At 44.1% G+C, this 20,888-nt stretch carries 20 protein-coding genes; 16 read left to right on the top strand and 4 right to left on the bottom strand.

The annotated features are described in order from the left end of the window. Positions 1-252: 252 nt before the first annotated feature. From ABD031_RS13495 to ABD031_RS13470, 6 genes are all read left to right on the top strand, one after another. Positions 253-2,496, top strand: a complete 2,244-nt coding sequence (locus ABD031_RS13495) for a hypothetical protein (protein WP_343852327.1) — start codon at positions 253-255, stop codon at positions 2,494-2,496. A gap of 36 nt (positions 2,497-2,532) precedes the next feature. Continuing rightward, positions 2,533-2,997, top strand: coding sequence for a hypothetical protein (locus ABD031_RS13490; RefSeq protein WP_343852325.1), 465 nt, complete (start codon positions 2,533-2,535; stop codon positions 2,995-2,997). A gap of 480 nt (positions 2,998-3,477) precedes the next feature. Continuing rightward, positions 3,478-3,843, top strand: a complete 366-nt coding sequence (locus tag ABD031_RS13485) for a hypothetical protein (protein ID WP_343852323.1) — start codon at positions 3,478-3,480, stop codon at positions 3,841-3,843. 17 nt (positions 3,844-3,860) lie between these two features. Next, on the top strand, positions 3,861-6,275 hold the full coding sequence (locus tag ABD031_RS13480) for a YfhO family protein (protein WP_343852321.1): 2,415 nt from the start codon (positions 3,861-3,863) through the stop codon (positions 6,273-6,275). Beyond that, complete coding sequence (locus ABD031_RS13475; RefSeq protein WP_343852319.1) at positions 6,262-6,993, top strand: class I SAM-dependent methyltransferase; 732 nt, start codon at positions 6,262-6,264, stop codon at positions 6,991-6,993. Before ABD031_RS13480 ends, ABD031_RS13475 begins: the two co-directional genes overlap by 14 nt. Before the next feature lie 13 nt (positions 6,994-7,006). Continuing rightward, positions 7,007-7,531 carry an FKBP-type peptidyl-prolyl cis-trans isomerase gene (locus ABD031_RS13470; RefSeq protein WP_343852317.1) on the top strand — a complete coding sequence of 175 codons (525 nt, stop codon included), beginning with the start codon at positions 7,007-7,009 and terminating at the stop codon, positions 7,529-7,531. Between the two features lie 128 nt (positions 7,532-7,659). Here the strand turns inward: ABD031_RS13470 and ABD031_RS13465 are convergent, their stop codons facing one another. Further along, entirely contained in the window at positions 7,660-8,619 is a 960-nt protein-coding gene (locus ABD031_RS13465) for an ABC transporter ATP-binding protein (RefSeq protein ID WP_343852315.1), read from the bottom strand. A gap of 146 nt (positions 8,620-8,765) precedes the next feature. Then, on the bottom strand, positions 8,766-9,119 hold the full coding sequence (locus ABD031_RS13460) for an MmcQ/YjbR family DNA-binding protein (protein WP_343852313.1): 354 nt from the start codon (positions 9,117-9,119) through the stop codon (positions 8,766-8,768). A 298-nt stretch (positions 9,120-9,417) separates the two neighbouring features. Here ABD031_RS13460 and ABD031_RS13455 point away from each other — a divergent pair, with 298 nt between their 5' ends. The 8 genes from ABD031_RS13455 to ABD031_RS13420 all read left to right on the top strand — a co-directional run bounded on the left by ABD031_RS13455 (position 9,418) and on the right by ABD031_RS13420 (position 16,109). Continuing rightward, positions 9,418-9,855, top strand: coding sequence for a response regulator (locus tag ABD031_RS13455; RefSeq protein ID WP_343852311.1), 438 nt, complete (start codon positions 9,418-9,420; stop codon positions 9,853-9,855). A 1-nt stretch (position 9,856) separates the two neighbouring features. Then, positions 9,857-10,846 (top strand): sensor histidine kinase, encoded by a 990-nt coding sequence (locus ABD031_RS13450; RefSeq protein WP_343852309.1) that lies wholly within the window; start codon positions 9,857-9,859, stop codon positions 10,844-10,846. Positions 10,847-10,936: 90 nt separating this feature from the next. Further along, positions 10,937-11,587: a protein-tyrosine phosphatase family protein gene (locus ABD031_RS13445; protein WP_343852307.1), complete on the top strand. Its 651-nt coding sequence runs from the start codon at positions 10,937-10,939 to the stop codon at positions 11,585-11,587. Between the two features lie 499 nt (positions 11,588-12,086). Then, the gene (locus tag ABD031_RS13440) at positions 12,087-12,479 is read left to right on the top strand and encodes a GreA/GreB family elongation factor (RefSeq protein WP_343852305.1); all 393 of its coding nucleotides are present in this window, start codon (positions 12,087-12,089) and stop codon (positions 12,477-12,479) included. Positions 12,480-12,510: 31 nt separating this feature from the next. Beyond that, positions 12,511-13,131: a hypothetical protein gene (locus ABD031_RS13435; RefSeq protein ID WP_343852303.1), complete on the top strand. Its 621-nt coding sequence runs from the start codon at positions 12,511-12,513 to the stop codon at positions 13,129-13,131. A 289-nt stretch (positions 13,132-13,420) separates the two neighbouring features. Beyond that, on the top strand, positions 13,421-13,759 hold the full coding sequence (locus ABD031_RS13430; protein ID WP_343852302.1) for an avidin-fold protein: 339 nt from the start codon (positions 13,421-13,423) through the stop codon (positions 13,757-13,759). Positions 13,760-14,102: 343 nt separating this feature from the next. Next, complete coding sequence (locus tag ABD031_RS13425; protein ID WP_343852300.1) at positions 14,103-15,359, top strand: LVIVD repeat-containing protein; 1,257 nt, start codon at positions 14,103-14,105, stop codon at positions 15,357-15,359. Between the two features lie 108 nt (positions 15,360-15,467). Beyond that, the gene (locus ABD031_RS13420) at positions 15,468-16,109 is read left to right on the top strand and encodes a hypothetical protein (RefSeq protein WP_343852298.1); all 642 of its coding nucleotides are present in this window, start codon (positions 15,468-15,470) and stop codon (positions 16,107-16,109) included. Positions 16,110-16,112: 3 nt separating this feature from the next. Here the strand turns inward: ABD031_RS13420 and ABD031_RS13415 are convergent, their stop codons facing one another. Next, positions 16,113-17,189 carry an amidohydrolase family protein gene (locus tag ABD031_RS13415; RefSeq protein ID WP_343852297.1) on the bottom strand — a complete coding sequence of 359 codons (1,077 nt, stop codon included), beginning with the start codon at positions 17,187-17,189 and terminating at the stop codon, positions 16,113-16,115. A gap of 150 nt (positions 17,190-17,339) precedes the next feature. Between ABD031_RS13415 and ABD031_RS13410 the strand changes: the two genes are divergently transcribed. Both ABD031_RS13410 and ABD031_RS13405 read left to right on the top strand, forming a co-directional pair. Beyond that, positions 17,340-18,230, top strand: coding sequence for a sterol desaturase family protein (locus tag ABD031_RS13410; protein ID WP_343852295.1), 891 nt, complete (start codon positions 17,340-17,342; stop codon positions 18,228-18,230). A gap of 348 nt (positions 18,231-18,578) precedes the next feature. Then, positions 18,579-18,959, top strand: coding sequence for a VOC family protein (locus ABD031_RS13405; protein WP_343852293.1), 381 nt, complete (start codon positions 18,579-18,581; stop codon positions 18,957-18,959). Between the two features lie 95 nt (positions 18,960-19,054). Here the strand turns inward: ABD031_RS13405 and ABD031_RS13400 are convergent, their stop codons facing one another. Further along, positions 19,055-20,326 (bottom strand): hypothetical protein, encoded by a 1,272-nt coding sequence (locus ABD031_RS13400; protein ID WP_343852291.1) that lies wholly within the window; start codon positions 20,324-20,326, stop codon positions 19,055-19,057. Positions 20,327-20,888 lie beyond the last annotated feature (562 nt).

Here is a 20,888-nt window from a genome sequence, read left to right as displayed (position 1 = left end):
GGGATCATTTAACAAATCCTCAATTGTCTGTCTTTTTTTCATTTGATGTGAATTTAGCAGACACACTTAATTGAACACTCTCATGAGGTACGGGGGATCTATGCCACTTACTTTAACATTCGCTACAACACGTCACATCGAAACGACCTCTATACTCCCCAGGTATTATTTGAATTCAAATCCGACAAGAATTTCAATAACCTCAAAGCTCTAGCGACAATTCTCGCCCAATCCCTCTATTACATCAGAAGGTTGAAGTACATCGAGGTGGAGAAAGCTATTCCGTTTTTTATCTGCCTCGCGGACAAAAACGAAGCAGCAATTACTGAAACCCGCAAATGGATCACCTACTATACAAATGATGCCTACGACTGGGAACGACCTCCTAGTAAACCAGATCCAATGTTGGTGGATCATTTGGTCAAAGAACCCGAAACCTCGAAGCTCCATGTCTATGCCATAACCAAGAAAATGGAGCACGAAGCTTTTCGAAAAAATCTTGAATCAGCGCTAAATCCCCAAATGATACTTGACTTTGGAGATAAGAAAGTGATCAATGAAGAAAATTTCGAGGCGGTATTTGAACATTGGAAAAGCATCATCGGCCCATATATCGTAAACGGGTACAAGCCTTCCTTCTACTTTCTCGCGAACATCCAGCGCGATAAGGTAATCATCGACAAAGACAATAGTCGGGTTGTCTTCACTTTCGAAGACAAAAACTCCAAAACTCAAAAAGTCTTAATGAAGGACTACGACTATTTTTGGAGTGTCTATGACTACGTAGAGAAAGCCGAAACCATCAACGGTATCCATGCGAAACTCGATCGTCTGACAGACGAGAGCCAAAGACGATTTGAAGGCGAATTTTACACCCCTCTTAGTTTCGGAAAAAAAGCAATTCACTATTGGAACGAAGTATTGGAAAAAAACTGGTATAAGTCAGGAAAATACAGAATCTGGGATATGGCGGCCGGTACTGGTAATCTTGAATACCACCTTCCTGCCGAATCCTACAAGTATCTATACATGTCTACGCTACACGGCAGCGAAGCAGACCACTTAAAGAAGGTTTTTCCAGAGGCGACATGCTTTCAATACGACTACCTAAACGACGATGTAGAGTATGTGTTCAACAAAGGAGTTTTACCATTTACACCAAATTGGAAACTTCCCCAGAAACTAAGAGATGAATTAAATAACCCCAATATCACTTGGGTCATCTATATCAACCCACTATTCGCAACCGCTCAAGATGCTAAATCTGACGGCAGCTCAAAAAAAGGAGTGAGTAAAACCAAAGTTGAAATTGAGATGAATAAAAATGACGCAGGGCACGCCAAGCGTGAACTGTTTGCTCAATTTATGTTTCGCATAGTTAAAGAACTACCTAAAAAATCATACTTGGGCATGTTCTCAACCTTGAAATATTTGAACGCTCCAGACAGCGTAGAATATAGAGACAAGCATTTTAATTACAAGCTTGAAAAAGGATTCCTATTCCATTCAAAGTGCTTTCACGGAGTAACTGGTGACTTCCCAATATCGTTTTTGATTTGGAATTTGTCAAAAAATGGAGAAACAAAATCAGTTGAAATAGATATTGCCAATAATGAAGGCACATCAATAGGAGTAAAGCACCTACAATTAATCAAAAAAGGAGATGTTTTAAACAATTGGTTCCCACGTCCACAAAACTCTAAAAATTATATTCTTCCCGCCTTAAGCAACGGTCTAAATGTCAAAGCTGGAAACACAGACACAAGGCACAGAGCAAGACCTGACTTTTTAGCTTCTATTTGTAGCAAAGGTAACGATTTCCAAAATGCGAAGTACGTTTCCATTCTTTCATCACCAAGTGTTAGTGCCGGGGCTTTTACTGTAATAAAGGAAAGTTTTGAAAAGTCAATAACGCTTCACGCGGTAAGAAAAATCCCTAAACCGACCTGGCTTAATGATCGAAATCAATTTCTAACACCTCATACAGAGCCAAGTCAAGAATTCTACAATGATTGCATTGTTTGGAGTCTATTTTCCAGTTCGAATCAAACTACTTCGTTAAAGAATATCCAATATTTGGGAAACACCTACCAGATAAAAAATAACTTCTATCCATTCCTTTTGGAAGAAGTACGACGATGGGAGATCAGAGACTCTGACATCAGACTGCAATTGCTTCATGATCAAGATCGATTTGTAGCGGATTGGCTTAGTTCCAAAACACTGTCAGAAGAGGCGAATTCCGTACTTCAGAAAGCCAAAACTGTTTACAAACTCTTCTACGCCAGTCTCAACCAAATGGCGACCAACAAATGGAAAATTGACACTTGGGATGCAGGGTGGTACCAGATAAGACGCTGTTTAGCAGAGCATAATTTAGCTACTGAAGAATTAAAAGAACTTAGCAAAGAAAATGAAAAACTTGCCAACAAGATTCTACCGAAAATAGAAGAGTTTGGCTTTTTGGACAAAGACGAGGTATACGATGAAATATAGACCAATCAACAATTCACCCTTATCAAATAGGCTTTAATGAAGAAAAAAGACCGGAAATTCATTAAAAAACTGGAGAAACATCTTGTCTCAACAAAAGAAAATAAGTCGTATGCGGTGAAGCGAATGGACATTGTGTTAGTCACCCTATCGAGTGCCGGAATATTATTCAATTTTGAATTGATTAAATTCGCTCACATCAATGAAATAAGGCTCTGCCATTTTTTATTGATTTTTACACCGGTATCGCTTTTTGGACTGACAATTATTCTTAACATTCTCTCACATTGGACTGGATATTTTGCAAATAAGTATGAGGAAGAATGCTCAAACCTAGAAAAAAATTCAATTCAAACTAAAAAAGAAAATCTGGGCGAAATTCAAACAATTGATTTCAAGATAAAACTGTATAACAAAGGAACAGGAGTTCTTAACGGAACCTCTTCGATTACACTAATCTTTGCATTAGTTACTAGCTTTATTTTACTATTAACTATCTTTTAGGCCTAGGATCAGAGCCTATTCCTTTTCTTTCGATTAGGGGTTTTGGTTCATTTTGAGGCCGAGGTGTAGGTCTGGTCGGTTGCGGTTGCTGATTAGGCCTCGGACTTTCTTGATGTTTCTTTGTCATAATATTTTCATGTTTATCAAAAATAGGGTATTTCGATAGATGCAGCAAAATTGTCTGATGCAAGAGAGCCTATTTTTGTCAATCAATGTCAGTTTTTTTTGTTTCCAAGCTATGAAATCACCCTTTCTACCCCGCTAGGCGGGATTTGCAATTCCGCCTTCATATCCCTTCGGATCTGCAATCCGAGAAAAACAAACAAATGGCTAAAGCCATTGAAAGGCCGGTATCGACTCCATAGCCCACGGTTGGTGAGTTAGTCGAACCATAAGCCGTGGGCTATTCAGCGGCCAGCACATTCCGAATTGGAAAAGGGGCGCTAGCCCAGAGATCTTCGTAGGTCATGAACAGGCACCATGCCAAAAAGGGGCGTAGCCCTGACATCAGCTAGAAAATCCGCCTCCAGATCCCAGCGCTACGCGCCTCCTGAGTCAGAGACGATATCCATGCTACCAAGATCGCAGGGCGATGCCCCGCTAGCGCATCGCCGGTCGGTGTCCTACGGCACGACTTCGGAATTACAAATTCCGAAGAGCGGAAATCAGAAAACCGCCCTTCGACTTCGCGACTCTCGTTGCTCAAGTACTCAGGTTGACAACGTCTCGACATCGGCCATCGGACATCCGTACCTCCAAACATCCCTACTTCCCTACCTCCCACCTCCAAACTTCCCCACCCGCCCCGCCCATCCTTTCCCCCGAAATCCCTATTTTGCAGCCTAAATTTTGAAACTCAGTAAATGAAGCCAAATTTTCAGAAGGAAGTCCTTCCCCATCTGCTTGGGGTTGTTCTTTTTTACCTCATCGTGGTGCTGTATTTCTCCCCGATGGTCTTCGATGGGAAGATCATCTTTCAAGGCGACATCCTCCAGTGGGAAGGTTCTGCCAGATCGGTGATAGACTATCGTGAAAAAACCGGAGAACCCGCCCTTTGGGCTTCCAGTATGTTTGGCGGGATGCCCGCCTACTTCGTCAGTCTGGAGTTCCCGGGAGATATCACCAACGCACTGATTTCCACCCTGACGCTAGGACTTCCCCACCCGATCAATGGGCTCTTTTTAGGGATGCTGGCCATGTATATCTTGCTCCTTAGCTTCGGTGTCCGGCCTGTATTCTCGATTGCTGGAGCCATCGCTTTCTCTTTCAACACCTACAATCTACTCTCTCTCGAAGCGGGGCACAATGCTAAAATCTGGGCCGTTTGCCTGATTCCGCTGATTTTAGCGGGAATTCACTTGGCCTTTGAGCGGAAGAGAATTCTCGGCGCGGCCTTGCTGGCTTTGGGGCTTTTGCTGCAGCTGAAATTCAATCACCTTCAGATCACCTACTACACGCTGATCATCTCGGTAATTTACGTGGTCGTGAGGATGGTTTTTGACTGGAAAAAGGAAGGAATTCCCGGTCTATCCAAAACACTCGGATTCCTCGTACTGGGAGCAGCTTTGGCAGTCGGAGGAAATATCGGAAGACTCGCAACGGCACTCGAATACAGCCCCTATTCCACCCGGGGAAATGCAACCCTCGAAACAAAATCCGCCGGGCTGGACAGAGATTACGCCTTTGGCTGGTCCAACGGCATCGTGGAATCGCTGACCCTGATCATTCCGGATTTCTACGGCGGTGGCAGTACAACTCCACTTCCAAAGGATTCCGCGTCCGAACAAGCATTGCGTGCCCAAGGTATTGACGCTGCTCAAATCAACGGATTTGTGAAGGGCGCGCCGACCTATTGGGGGGATCAGCCCTTTACGGGCGGCCCGATCTACGGCAGTGTCATCTTGGTGTTCTTGGCCGTTTTAGGGATTTGGGCTGCGCCAAAAGAAAGTCTGATCACTTTCGGAACGATCATCGTCCTCTCGCTGATGCTGAGCTGGGGGAAAAATCTAGCATGGTTCAACTATGCGCTTTTTGACATTTTGCCAGGCTACAACAAGTTCCGGGCGGTATCGATGGCCTTGGGCATGACGCTTTTTGCAATCCCGGTTTTGGGTATGATTTCCCTCGAAAGACTGGTGAGGAAGGGCGATCTCAAACCCTTGTATTATGCCGGAGGAATTGTCGGCGGCTTGACTCTGATCCTCGCGGTGGCTTCCGGACCCTTTTTCCGCTTCGAAGGAGCTGGCGATGCCGGTCTGCCAGAATGGTTGGCTACAGCGCTAAAAACAGATCGCAAGGCAATGCTTTCCGCCTCCGCTTGGAAAAGCTTTACTTTCGTAGCACTCGCCGTCGGAATGATCTACTTCTATCTCAAGGGAAAAATTTCTGACCTGATCCTCGGAGCTGGGTTAATCGCCCTGATCACGATAGACGTCTGGACAGTCAATCGACAATACCTAAACAACGAGTCCTTCCAAGGCAATCCATCTCGACAGTTTTTCGCAGAGACTCCTGCGGAAAAATCGATTGCAGACGATCAGAGTTACTTCCGTGTTCTGCCTCTCACCGAAGGTTTGACCTCAGGAGCACGGACTGCTTATCGCTTCAACAGTCTGGGAGGCTATCACGGAGCGAAGCTTCGTCGCTACCAAGATCTCGTCGAAAACCAGCTTCAATCGGAACTGGAAGCGTTCATCGCCAAAGCCCAAGAGGGAAACTTCGACTGGGAAAACACTGGCGTGATGAATATGCTCAACACCAAATACCTGATCGCCGGATCGGAAGCCAATGCCGTTTTTGAAAATCCACTAGCCAACGGCTCCGCGTGGATTCCGGCCCAAGTTGTACCTGTGAGCACAAACAATGAAGAAATCGAGGTTCTAGGAGAGATCAACACCAAGACCCAAGCAACCCTGAACACGCAAGAGTTTGATGAAATTCCAGCCGGTGCCGGGCAAATCGCTTTGAAGTCCTTTTCCCCAAATCAAATGAATTACCAGGCTTCCATGACCCAAGGAGGCTTAGCCGTTTTCTCGGAAATCCATTACCCTAAAGGCTGGAAAGCGACGATTGACGGGAAAGAATCTCAGATCGTCCGGGTAAATTACTTACTCCGCGGGCTGGAGATTCCAGCAGGAGATCATGAAGTTGTCTTTACCTTTGCGCCGTCCAGCTACTATGCGACCAAGACCCCAATGGTAATATTCCAATACCTGATCCTAGTCACGCTGATTTCCGGAGTTTTCTTCACTTACAAAGAAAATCATGCAAACGCCTAAGCCCGAGCAGAAGGAACAGGTCGTCAGTTTCTATGACCAGTTTGCCGAAAAACAGCAACAAACCGGAATCAACTCCCGGCACCTCAGCATCCTGGCCAAGGTGAAGGATGCAGGTTTGCAGGCGGGTCATCGCATCCTGGAAGTAGGCTGCGGGATCGGTACTGTTTCCCATCTTTTGGCTACTCAGGTGCCGAATGGAAAAGTATTGGCCGTGGATATTTCTCCGGAAAGCATCGAAAAAGCCAAAGTTCTCTGGAAGGCTCAAACCAATCTGAAGTTCGAAGTATCGGATATGTCGGACTTCGACAAAAATGGCCAGACCTTCGATTTCTTTGTCTTTCCAGACGTGTTGGAACATATCCCAGTGGATCAGCATTTTCGGCTTTTCCAGAATATCAGCAAGCACGCACATACCGATTCGGTGATTTTCATCCATATTCCTTCACCGAGATACCTGCAATGGATGATCGAGAACGAGCCTCAAAAACTGCAGGTCATCGACCAACCTTTGGATTCTGGAGATCTTATCAAAAGCATTACCGCCAATGGTTTTTTTCTGGAAAAGATGGAGACCTATCCGCTATTCTATGACGAAAAAGACTATCAGTACTTTATCTTTCGGGCAGCAAAACCACTCCAATCTTCAACACCACGAAGCAAGTGGGCGGTGCTGTTGGAGCGAATTCGCATTCGCCTGAAATATGGCTTAACTAAATAAAATCACCGCAACTATGAAAATTCAGGAAAATGCAGTGGTAGGATTGACCTACGAACTCAAAGTGAGTAAGATCGAAGACGAGATCGAATCTGCGCCGTTTAGCGTGGAAATCCGCGACGAGGAAGACCCATTTTATTTCCTTTTCGGCCAAAGTGGCCTTCCGGAAAAATTTGAAGAATTGCTGGCCGGCAATGCCGAGGGCGAAGATTTCGCCTTCGATATCAGCGTGGAGGATGCTTACGGTGCGCTCGATGATGAGTTGGTGATCTCCCTGCCCTCAGATCAGTTTTCCGGAGAAAGGGGCTTCTCACCCGAAATGCTGGAGGAGGGAAACTTCCTGCCACTGATGGATGAAAACGGCTATAGCATGCAGGCCAAAATCCTGAAAAACATGGGAGACTCCCTTTTGTTGGACTTCAATCATCCGCTCGTGGGATTTGATCTGCATTTTGAGGGAAAAATCATTGAAGTGCGTGAAGCTACCAAGGAAGAATTGGAACACGGGCACGTGCACGGCGAGCATGGGGAACACGAATAAGTAGGCAGTGTTCAGTTTTCAGTAAGCCGGAGTTAGGAGAGGAATGAAGAATTAGGAATGAAGTCCTTCGAAGGAAAACACAGTATTTCTGGATATAGGTCAGCGGTTCTCTTTGACTTGTCCTGGAATCAACCCTTCAACACCAGCACCTTTTCCTCGTCGAAATGCAGGTAAACCCGATCTCCAATCTCATATTTTCGAGCAGGATCATCGACTTCCCATACTTGGCCACCATTTCTCAGCCGGATCAATAAGGAATTGTAATGCACCAAAAACCGTTGGTCGATCACATGCCCAAGTAGTTCTCCTTTGGTTCTCAGACGCACATCTGCAGGGCGGATATAATTGTCCAATCTATCAGGTATAAGATTGATCGGGGAAAAAAGCCTCGCCACGTAGCGCGTCTTGGGATGTTCACAAAGTGCTCTTGAATTGCCTTTTTGGATGACTTTGCCCTTCTGCAGGATCAAAACCGAGTCCGTCAACCGGAGCGCGTCATCCAGATCATGGGTCACAAAGATTACGGTCGTTCCTGACTCCCGAAGCACTTCCTTGAGCTCAAATATCAATTTATGTTTTTGGATCGTATCCAAGTGAGAGAAGGGTTCGTCCAAAAGCAGTACCTCCGGCTCTACAGCCAAAGCCTGGGCTATCGCCACCTTCTGCTGCTGTCCGCCACTCAACTGGCGCGGAAGACGATCTTTATACTTTTCAAGTCCAAGTTGCTCCAGTAGACTTTTCACCCGAAGCTTCTTGTACTCCGGATCATAGTTCATCAAGGGACGCGAGATGTTTTCCTCCACGGTGGCATTGGGAAACAGGTGATAGTCCTGATGAATCAGTTTGATCTCATCGTATCCCGCCACCAGTTTTTGTTTCGGATTTTGGATTTGCTGGTCTCCCAGCCAGACTTCTCCGCTGCTTTGGGTCATCAATCCGGCAGCGATTCTCAGCAGTGTGCTCTTGCCTGAGCCGCTTTCTCCTACGATCGAGAGAAATTCGCCTTTTGCCAGTTCCAATGAAAACTCGTGTAAGGCTGTTTGCGATTCGTAGGATTTGGATACCTGGCGGAGGGAGAAGTAGGACATCTTATAGAGTTTAGTTAACAGTCGCAGTGGTCAGAATCGGTAAGTCGTAAATAATGAGTCGAAAATAGTGAGTCGTGAGGGGTGTAACTGAATTTTTCAATCGTTCAATTAATTTCGAACACTGTCGAACTGAGACTGAACACTGATTACTGTGATTGCAAGCTATCTTTCACTTTCTTCGGCAGCGAACCTTTGATCAATTCATAACTGTCCTTTGCCAGTTCCAAGATCAGCGAGTCAGACACATTCCCTTTGGTACTGACCGAATTCCAGAGCTTTTTGTTCATGTGGTAGCCCGGCGTGATGCCCGGATACTGTTCGCGAAGCTCGATGGCCCGCTCGGGATCACATTTCAGATTCACATAAGGGAAAGACTCCAAGTCCATCAGGGCAAAGATCTTCCCTCCCACCCGAAACACGAGGGTATCCGGCCCAAAGGGTGTATCCTCGGTCACATGGGCAAGGGCCAGGCAATAATCGCGGAAGTATTCTAGGGTCATAGGAAAATACAAAGACTGAAATACGAAGTACGGGTGAAGCCGCTTGGGGATCAAATGAATCGAAAAGAAGGGGAAAAAACAATGCATTCTTCAAAAGCCCCTTCATTCGAAGTAAAAACAAATTCAGGTTAAAAATGTATCTTTATACGATATGTTTCGAGCCCGTTTCCATTGGGATCGCATCCTCTGCCAGGCTAAAAGCCGGGTATGACGCCAATCTTTTCTGCATGACTGCTGACAAACGAATCTCACAACATCAACAAATATTCTTACTCTTACAAAATAATACTAGGTCCAAATGACAAATATATTTCTAGCCGATGACGATGCGGATGACCGGTTGTTTTTTGAAGATGCGCTTAAGGAACTGGCTATCCCAACTGAGCTTACGCTATCAAGGAATGGTTTGGAATTGATGAGCAACCTTGAAACTTTAACTCACCATCCACCACCTCATGTTATTTTCCTGGACCTGAATATGCCTCTCAAGGATGGCCTCCAATGTTTACAGGAAATCAGGAATACTCCCAAATTAAAGGATATTCCTGTGGTTATATTTTCAACCACCGCAAATGTGGATACAGTAAATAAAACATACGAACAAGGAGCAAATTACTACATCTGCAAACCCCCGTCGTTCGCGCTTTTAGTAAAGGCAATTGAACGAGTCCTATCGCTTGAAATGTGGCAAGCTCCCAAAACACCAAAAGAAAAATACCTTTTAGCAATTGCCTGACATGTCGAAAATCAAATTATCCGAGGCTACCAAGGAACTAGCTTTTCAAATGGAAGAGAGGGAAAAACGAGCAGCGGAATTAATTATTGCCAACAAAGAACTCGGTTTTCAAAATGATGAAAAAGAAAAGCGGGCAGCAGAGTTATTTATTGCTAACAAAGAACTCATTTTCCAAAATGATGAAAAAGAAAAACGGGCCGCTGAACTATTAATTGCCAACAAAGAACTCATTTTTCAAAATAATGAAAAAGAAAAGCGTGCAGCAGAACTGTTAACGGCAAATAAGGAACTAGAGTCATTCACATATATTTCCAGTCACGATTTGCAGGAGCCCTTGCGAAAAATACAAACCTTTTCTACACGGCTTATTTCTGAAGAATCACACAATTTATCGGAAAGGGGAAAAGAATATGTCCTGCGAATGAATGAAGCAGCGAATCGTATGCAAAACCTGATTGCCGATTTACTTACCTATTCACAATCTACCACAACGGAACAAAAATTTGAATCGATCTCACTCAAGGCTATTATAGAAGACGTAAAAAAAGATTTCAGTGAAGACATTGCTAATAAAAACGCAGAAATTAAAGTGCAAGAAATATACGACGCCCCTATTATCCGCTTTCAGTTTCGACAACTCTTGTACAACATTATTGGAAACTCACTCAAATTTTCAAAACCGGATGTAGCTCCTGAAATCCTAATATGGAGTAGAATTATAATAGGCTCCAATGACATTAACGCAAAACTGAAAGCTGGTCAAGCTTACTGCCATCTCACCATTTCCGACAATGGCATTGGCTTTATGCCGCAATATAAAGAGTACATCTTTGAATTGTTTAAACGTCTTCACGATAACGAAAAAATAATAGGCACTGGTATCGGACTTGCCATCGTGAAAAAAATTGTAGAGAATCACAATGGTGTAATTACAGCCACAGGCGAATTAAATAACGGAGCGAGCTTTGATATTTACATTCCAACATCTTGACAGATTGCCGTTATAAAAACAATTTAATGCGCCTTTTATATGGATTACTAGTTTTTTGATCTTCATAAAACCAAGCTATTTTAGGCACTCATGAAAGAAGAAATAGAAGCGCTTCTTCAGCTAATCGAAAACAGTAAGGTGCCTGAATCAGAAATTCAGAATATTACGGACAAGATCCGGAAAACTGTTAAAAATGATTCCTCAAAGGGTAAAGAATTTGGTGAGTATTTGAGCCAGATCACGCATGCATTCAGGGCAAAAAAACTTCATACAGCGATTAATTGGGTCCAAGTAGGAAATTGTCTTCTTGCGGTTGGGCATAAGCCGGGCGGGAGGATTACTTTTGAAAGGTTAAAAAACGAAGGCTCAACAGCCGTCCTGACTTTACTGAATGAAAATGAAGGAGCTTCTGCCATAGGCAAACAAGTACATACCGTAAACATAGAATGGATTTGGTTACCGTTTTCTGCCTCCAATCCACATGAGGGAGAATCCATCGCCCAGATTTATAGTCATTATACTAAATTATCCGATCTGATTAATTCCGGAGCAAAGATCTACATCCATTGTTCGGCAGGCATTCATCGGACAGGCATGATTACTTATGGCTTTTTTCGGTTCATCGGGCAAGAAAAGACCGAAGCTGTTGGGTTGCTCAAATCCCTCAGAGAAGTGACAGCTGCGCAAGTTGGCGAAGATCGACTACTTTGGGCCGACCAATTTGCCAGCAACTGGAAATAAACCTGGCGTGGATCAAAGGGGTGCTGTTTAATGGGCTGAAATTAGCCCAGACTGCCGTTTCTGAATGCTAAACTTGGCATCTCCGGTTACGCTTTTTAAGGTATCGCTTAGGCAAGCAACTGCTTCTTTTAATGTACTCTCGTTTCTTATTTCTAATTTATGAAAACTGCTTGCTGCTACTGCTTATCGGCTACTGAACGCTTCCGCTTTGGAACCTTTTCCGTAGTGTGTTCGTCTTAGCTTTGTCCAGGACATTTTCTTTCCTATTTTAGACACTCCAATGATTCTCTCCTACAACATACCTTTTGCCGGATTTTCGGTAGCTGATGGCAAGACTTGCCGTTCAGCCTTGGGTATGCTTGTGTCTCATAGCAAGGCCTTTATCAGCTGACCCTCCGTTGGGTACTTAGACGGAGGGCATCTTACCCGTCTTTTTTCTATCTCTATCCGCCTCAGGTAATTCCCCCAGGGGTGAAAATTTATTTATATCTCTCCAATTATGAAACCGACCATTTCCGAAACTGATTATAAAACGATCTATTCTCTGATCCAAGACATGCCCGCTTCCCAGCGCACCAAAGAAATGGGGCAGCTCCAAAAAGAACTCGATTCTGCCAAGAAAGTCGCGGACGAAAATATCGGCACGGATGTCATCCGCCTCAATTCCTATTTCGAAGTGAAGGATGTTGGCACTGGCAAAACCCTCCAACTCACGCTGGTCATGCCCAAGATGGCTGACCTCAGCCAGCAAAAAATCTCTATATTGAGTCCCTTGGGCGTCGCTTTGATTGGATTCAGTGAGGGAATGATAGTGGAATGGCTTCTTCCTGGCGGACTCAAAAATCTTCAAATCCTCAAAGTTGGGAATGAAGTGCCAACAGTAAAGAGTTAGACTTGTCGTTCACACCCAAAATTCCCCTGAAATGAAATGGACCTACAGTATCCCCCGAAAAACCAGTACGGCGCTTTTGCTTTTGGGCGTGTTGACTTTGGTGTTGGTTAATAACCTGAGAGAACGCTCCAACTCCAAGGAGATAAAGACTGCATTTGAATCGATCTATGAAGACCGACTTGTGGTCGAGAGTTATATCCTTCGATTGTCAGAGGAGCTGCATCAGGTCCAAGAATTGCTGGAACGCCCAATCACTCACCAAAAAGAAGCATTGGCAGAGAGACTGTCGGAAATCGAACAGATCAATCTCCTCTATCTGAATACAGAACTGACCAAAGCCGAAGAGACACATTTCGAACATTTCGAGCAATTAACCTGGGAATTGGGTAAAGCGCTGGAAAAGGGCAAATTCGAAAACGGCAACGCGACGATCGAGGATGCTCTGCGGGATCTTCGACTCCTATCGGAAATTCAAATCTCGGAAGGACATTCTCTCATGACCCAATCCCAGCAACTCTTCAAAGCCAGTTCGATTAGTTCGCAGTTTGAGATCTGCCTGGTTGTCATCCTCGGACTGATGGTGCAGGGGATTTTGTTCGCGTCAAAAACGCTCCAAAAACGGAATAATTTCTCAACCGAAAACCTGAATTGAGTCTTTTTGCCACTTAGAGTGCGGAGGATTTGATTGATGAAGTTTTTGGCGAGATCGTGATCCGCAAGCGAAGTGGCTTTTACAATCCTACTACAAGAACACAGAGAAAAAGTCGAGGCGTTGTTTTAATGGAAAAATCTCACCGATCCCACCGAAAAAATCTGTGCGCTCTGTGGTATTTTTTTGTCATCCTGCTTCTCCAGCAGCCGGACTCAACTTATTCTTTGATCTCAATAGTTCCGTTTCAAAAGTGTTTTTATGTTTTGAAAAATTACCCGTTTATAAATCCATGATCAACTACCACGATAAAACCTTCCGACCCGTGTCGAATTCCGAAAATGGTGAAACGTCAGCGGAGACACTTTTTCACTACCAACAACATGGAGATATTTTGGTCTGCAACTATTCCGGAGGAAAAATCCTTCAAGGCCATCTGATCGGCCTGGTAGATAAAAACGGACAGATCGACATGCGCTACCACCAAATCAACACCAATAATGAGCTGATGACCGGGATCTGCCGCTCAGTCCCGGAAGTGCTTCCCAACGGAAAAATAAGATTGCATGAAACCTGGCAGTGGACCTCGGGCGATTTGTCGGTGGGGAGTTCGGTGTTGGAGGAGGTTTGAAAAGAGTTGGAAGACTGGCGATGGAAGCGCAAGCCCCCTTTTTTTCAAGGTTTGTTTGAAATACAAATCAATGAAAAAATTCTTCCTCCTTTATTAAAGAGGGAGTCGAGTCTACAGAACCTCAGACCAATTTCCCGAAATTCAGACTTTTTTTCCAAGACTTTACTTTTTCAATTTGAGCATTGAAGTCCAGCTTGAGCCAATTCCCCCTTCTCAAGGGGATTAGCGAGACTAGATCGACTACAAAAACAAAACTTAATATTATTTCAAAATCACTGTAGCATTCTTTTATTTGGTTACGTCTAGAAAGCAGTTACTTTTTTGCAACCAAAAACCCGACATTATGAAACTAACCGCTAAGCTCCTTTCGCTCGTTGCCATCCTGCCTATGATGGCCTTTTTCTCCTGCCAGGACGAAATCAACACCACGCACACCTTTCGGACGATGATGCCTGTCTATCTCGAGATGAGTGATATTCGGGCTAGAACTATCTCGGTCGAGCCGGCCCAAGAGCTGGACAATCCCGGCAAGATCTACATTTACGGTAATTACCTGCTGATCAACGAACCGACGGAGGGAATCCACATCTTGGATAATACAAATCCTTCCAACCCGATCAACAAGAGCTTCATCCCCATCGAGGGCAATGTGGATCTCGCAGTCAACAGCAATATTCTTTATGCGGACAATTACGTAGATCTGTTGGCATTTGATATCAGCGATATCAACAACATCCGCTTGGTAAATCGTGTCGAAGATGTATTTGCCCACCTTTACAATCATGCAACAGGCCAAGTTATCACCTACAAGGACACGGTGATCACTTCTGAAAACGCTTATTGGGGATGTGTAAACTGTGAATTCTATGCTATGGATGCCAGCATAGGTTTTGCAGCCAACTACTCCGCAGCTGCGCAAAGCTACGGCACAGGAGGATCGATGGCGAGATTTACCCTGGCTAACGGGCACCTCTATGCGGTGGATGAAAACACGATGCGGGTATTTGATGTAAAAACTGCCTCAGATCCTAAATTAGTTAAGCCCATCGATCTGGGTTGGGGCATCGAAACGATCTTTCCTTTCCAAAACAAGCTCTTCATCGGCTCCAACAGAGGCATGCATATCTACGATGCGTCGACTCCGGCCAGTCCAACGAGGATGGCGGTTTACGAGCACGTAGTCGCCTGTGACCCTGTGGTGGTCAATGAAGATTATGCGTTTGTCACACTGCGCAGCGGCAATTTTTGTGTTAATAATATCAACCAGCTTCAGGTTATCAACATCCAAGACCCCTATAAGCCTTACCTGATGAAGTCCTATCCCATGCTCAATCCACATGGACTTGGCTTGGCGGGCGACAATCTCTACATCGCAGAAGGGACACATGGATTGAAAAGCTTCAAAGTGTCCGATGTCATGACTATCGATCAAAACCAGATGGAGTTCCTTGAATCGATGAAATCTGTAGACTTGATTCCCGGCCCAAAATCACTGATCGTGATCGGTCCGGATGGAGTCTGCCAGTACGACTACAGCACGCCGTCCAAGCTGCGAAAATTAAGCTGCATCGATGTGAAAAATCCGATCGTAGTCAAATGATCAGCCCTTCGACATACTTCGACCTGCTCAGTAACCAAGTTCAGAGACCAGTCTCCATGGTCAGTAGTAGTGGTCAAGCTCAGTAGTCAGATAACGTCCATTCAAAAGATGAAAATACAAATCCTTTTTTTATTCATTTTTTTCCTCGCCATCTCCATAGCTGAGGGCCAGGAAAAAATCTATTACAATCAAACGGAATTTGGAGTCTTGGCAGGTCGTGGAGTAGACAACTGGATGGGCGAGTCGGACACCCGAATCGATTTTTCGATAATTACCTTTCACGGCGTTAGGTTTGGAAAGAAAAACAATCACGTGGGCGGGATTTCTGTTGGTTTTGATCAATATGAAACCATTTCAATTATGCCGGTCGCGTTTGGGTACAGGGCCTTGCTAGGCAAGGAAAACAAGGCTCTGTTGATCGGAGGACTAGATCTCGGAGGAGGCATGACTTTTTTAGAAAAAACCGAGAAAAACGAATGGGGAGCTAACTGGTATGAAGGAGGCATGATGGTAAGTCCCTCAATCGGTGGATATTTCCCTGGAAAAGCAGGAAAAACGGCATTGACTATATCCCTTGCCTACAAAAGGCAAGGGCTTTCTCTTTTCTCGGGAGTCTATGATCCGAATACAGCCTCCAGACCAAGGCCAAGCGCATTTTCGGCCTCCTCGCTTCCTGATGGCTTCAGTTCGCTTACCGAGACCGAATATCTTTTTAACAGCTTGGTGATCCGGATGGGTTTGAGTTTTTGATTGCTAAAAATCAATCTGAAACCACTTCACTGCATTGTGATAATAGATCTTGTCCACGACTTTTTTGGGAAGTTTGAGTCCCTGAAACTTCCCGTTGACATCACCGGCTTCCATCCACTCCTCGCTTACCAGGTATTTCCAGTCTCTTTGCCAAGTGGCAATGGCATTGGACTTGACCTTTTCGGGATCTGGCTCTCCGGAGATCTCAAGGTCGGTTCCGTAGATCAGGCGATCCTGATACCTAATTATAAAGTCTCTGATTCTATCGCGATCCTGTTGACTCTGAAACTGTAAGTGGCCAATTCTTGCAGCCATGTCCACCGCCATATTCGGAAAACGGTCCAGCCGCATGGCAAGCTCGTCCACATTCCATTCGAGACTACCTAAGTGCGCCCCTACAAATCTCAAATCAGGGAATTTAGCGAGCAATGCGTCTCGAGCATCGATTTGCTGCTCATAGCTGGGAAACTCCGGATGTAAATACATGTGATACTCCGGATGCCTGGAAAAATAGGATCGGTCGCTGTTCACCGTCATCTCATCAATGGGAAGCCAGCAGTTTCTCGGCTCACCGAGATGCGCCATTAGAGTTTTACCTTCCTGTTGGACAAACCGAAAGATCGGTTCCAACCGGGGATGATTCGCCATGATGAATTGTCCGTTTTCGTCGAGATAAGTCATCCCGATATTTTTCCAGATCTTGATCCCCAGCGCTCCTTGGTCAAAGGTTTTTTTGATTCGTTCGATCTCTTGCATTGACCAGTCCGCATCACTCCAGTTTTTCAGAGAAATGGTGGAGAGAAAACCAATGTTATCGGGGTTTTGGGCTTTCTGATGCAAAGCCAATCTTACTTGTTCCTCTAGCGAAGGATAATCGGGCACATCCACGCTGACTGTCAAAAGATAAAAATTCGAAGCCTTTGCCGCATCTGCCAATGCCATACTTTCAGAATTGTGATGTGTATGGGTATCTATGTTTTTAACTTTCTGAAAGTCATCGAGGGAATAATAGCTTTCGGGCCTTTTGGAAGACATTGAAACAAAAGAAGCTATCAAAATAAAAAGCATCAGGTCGATCATCGGGGATTGATTTGCTATGTATAAGTTAGAAAAAATAAGTCCTGTAAGAAATGTCACCCAGACGACTTTCATATTTAGCTAAATTTGAAAAATCAATCAAACAAGCCGGTTGGATCAATGGCTCAGACGCTGATTCTTCCCAATTGAACTATGGAAAAATACGTCAAGGTGATTATGGATGGCTACTACGGCTACGCCAGTTACCTGTACAACGAGATTCTGAATCCTAGCTGGCACAACTATTTCTATTGGCTGCTCGGTGCGTCGCTGGTCATCTGGATCCTGGAGTTGCTTTTCCCTTGGAGAAAAGATCAACCGGCGATCCGACAGGACTTTTGGATGGATCTGTTTTATCTGTTTTGGAATTACTTTCTCTTCGCGCTGATCGCCTACAATGCTTTTTCGATGGTGGCCGTCGAACTTTTCAATGACTTTCTCGGACTTTTCGGCATCACCAATCTGGTCGCATTCGAAGTAGAGACCTGGCCTTTTTGGGGTAAAATCGTGTTGATATTCATCGTTAGAGACTTCATGCAGTGGAACATCCATCGCATGTACCATCATGTGGGTTGGATGTGGGAGTTTCACAAGGTGCATCACAGTACGCGGCAGATGGGATTTGCGGCACTGCTACGGTTCCACTGGATGGAAAACGTGATCTACAGAACCCTCGAATATCTGCCGCTGGCGATGATTGGCGTGGGATTGACCGACTTTTTCATCGTGCATATCTTCACTCTAGTCACCGGGCAGCTCGGCCACGCCAACTTAAAAATCCCCCTTGGTCCATTCAAATACCTGCTCAACGGACCCCAGATGCACCTTTGGCACCATGCACGACAGCTCCCCAAAAGCCATCCCAATGGCTTCAACTACGGCATCACCCTGAGTATCTGGGATTTCATCTTTCGCACCAATTACTGGCCATCGGATGATGAAAACTTGCCCGTCGGCTTGCCGGATGAGGAGCGATTTCCGGAGGATTTCATCCACCAAAACACAGAACCCTTCCGCAGGATCTTCGAGAAAAAGAAGACGTGATTGGTGGATTTTCTTCTGCTCACCTACTCTCATAGGAAAATCGATTTGCCCTCTTTGATCAAGATTTGTCTTCAATATGGATTTGAAGAGAAAGCGAGTTCGTCATAGCAACTACTAGGATCGCCATTTACACGGTAAATTTGTGTGATTCACTTTCCCTCCGCGAGGGTTTGCGTGCTTTTACATTCTTCTGTCAGTTCTTTTTCTCTTTAGTATCAAAGCTGAGATATGGGAACGTGTGATTGCTTAGCGAACGATGCTATGAATAATTGGAAGATTCTCGAAAACTAGCGAACTTATGAAATCCACGATCCGCGGTCTTACATCCGAAATCAAATTCATTTTGCCATGTTAAGAAAATCGAAAGCTTTCAGTGGCTACTCAACTGATGATATTAATGCATCCAAATCTTTCTACCGGGATATCCTTGGATTAGATGTAGAAGAAGATGAAATGGGTATTTTGGCCATTCATCTCACGGGGGGCGGCGAGGTTATAATCTACCCAAAACCAAATCACGTTCCCGCCACCTTCACCGTGCTTAATTTTCGGGTCGATGATATCGACCATGCAGTTGATGAATTGACGTCCAAAGGTGTCAGCTTCGAGCAATATGGCGGTCCTATTAAAACTGATGAAAAGGGAATTTGCCGAGAAGGGGGTGGGCCATTGATCGCTTGGTTTAAGGATCCCGCAGGAAATATTCTCTCAGTGCTTCAGGAAGTTTAGTGGATACTCGTTTTTGAGGATGCAGAGGCTTGACAAAGGTTAATATGAGACATAATAGACTACTCCAAGCGGGGAGTTCCAAAACTAGCCCGAAACTAATCTAGTCTTTTTGCAAATAGATTTATGCGATCATAAGCATCTTTAAAAGATTGACTACCGCACTGAGCAATGACATAGTTTGTCAAACTATTTCTCTCGCTAAGCCTTCTGGAGATAACATTCAAATAGCCGCCAGTAGAATTTGATTGTCTTGATTGTACCTCGGCTGATAACATTTTTTCCATCTGAAGTTGGTTGTTCTGACCTCCGAATTTCCTATATCTGGCAATATTTTGATTCTCTATATTGACTACCTGAGGAGGCCCAACTTTCTCTGGAGGATAGGGAACACCATTTAAATCGTATTTTGTACTGACAGTCTGGATTTCAAATGTAGTATAAGGCCCAAGATTTTCTTTACAAATATCCCCGTACACTTCTATAAAATCCTCATAAAACACTTTGAAATAATCGGAGTACTCCATTAGTGCATTGGTATTCACGTCTTTGGAAAAATAATCAAAAAAATCCAGGTAATTTTTGACTAAGTACGTACGGCTCCCGACGGTCTTTGTATTTGCGAAAGTTAATTGCCAACCATCTTCCTTTCTTGCAACCATGCTACATTTAGTCCCACCCTCGCAATAATATCCCGCTGGGGCGTAGGGAAGGATGAAATTGATTTGATTTACTTTGCCGCATTGAGCAGAATATTCTTCCACAAAAGCATTTGCTACCTCTTCCATATTGCTAAAGGAGGCGTTTTGTCTCCATATATCACTCTGATTTCTCAGGAGAATTAATACATATATATTGTCCTCACATTTACCCTTATATGTAGCCCCCAAGTAGTTGTGAAGGTAGTTAGGTGTGGTTATATCTACTTTAAAATCATCTGACTCTTCTTCCCAATTAGGTACTAGACTCCATGCGGTTTTTTTACTCAATGTCCCCCTATAAACTTCATTGTTTTTAAATTGAATTTTAACTCTTATTATTTTTACTTGGTCGCACTGATCTACAAATCCTTTTACTATGGGTGCTAACACAGAATCTACAGACGCCATTAATGTTTCATCGAAAACAGAAAAAATAGATGTTTCCAGTAAAATTTGTTCAGCACATTCTCCTCTGAAACGAAATACATATTCCCATCCTGCAATAGCATTAAACAGGCCGTCTCGATTTATTGCCGTAAACGTCGATTGAAAGCCATGTACATCATAGGTTTTCCAATGTTCTCTTCTATTGGGATCCCAGATTTTAAGAGAATCATCTTTTCTTTGAAGTTCTGCTTCGGCCTTCATCTGCGCTTTTTTTGATTTCACCCAATAGACTTGCGAGGTACAATTGATGTTGAAAAGCAGGATTAATCCCAGAGCCAAAATTGTAAATCGTATAAATGGCATGTTTCTAAAAAATTAATAGTAATATATCAATAGGCATGAAGTATGAGATTCAGATGTCATCGATAAATATGGGCAATCTATCAAAAATATTATTAAGACCTTAATCTTTTTTGCTTATCCCTACGTGTTCAACATGCGAACAGGGCTACCGACAGCAATCGGGATAAAGATGGACACCTGACCTCATGCAATTGAATTGTCCCGGGCTGAAATAATCAATTATAAAAAGAGGAATACTCATCATCAACTATTCGGGGTAAATTGTCATGCATTAAAAGGTTAATTGGGATTATTACTGGTAGCGACTTGATTCAATCGAGACGCTAGCTATTTTAAGTAAAAAGACGTCTTATTACTGATCAACAGATCGCAGGCTCCTACGCTTGCCGATTACTGAGTGAGCATCCCCCAAAAGTTAGGACAGGATTGGTTTAAGGCCAAGTATACAGGAAGGGCGTGAGTTTTCCATATTTCCACACCT

The sequence above is a fragment of the Algoriphagus jejuensis genome (genome assembly GCF_039523455.1).
Taxonomy (GTDB): Bacteria; Bacteroidota; Bacteroidia; order Cytophagales; family Cyclobacteriaceae; genus Algoriphagus; species Algoriphagus jejuensis.
Note: the sequence above shows the minus strand (reverse complement) of the source record. Positions and strands in the feature narration are given on the sequence as shown.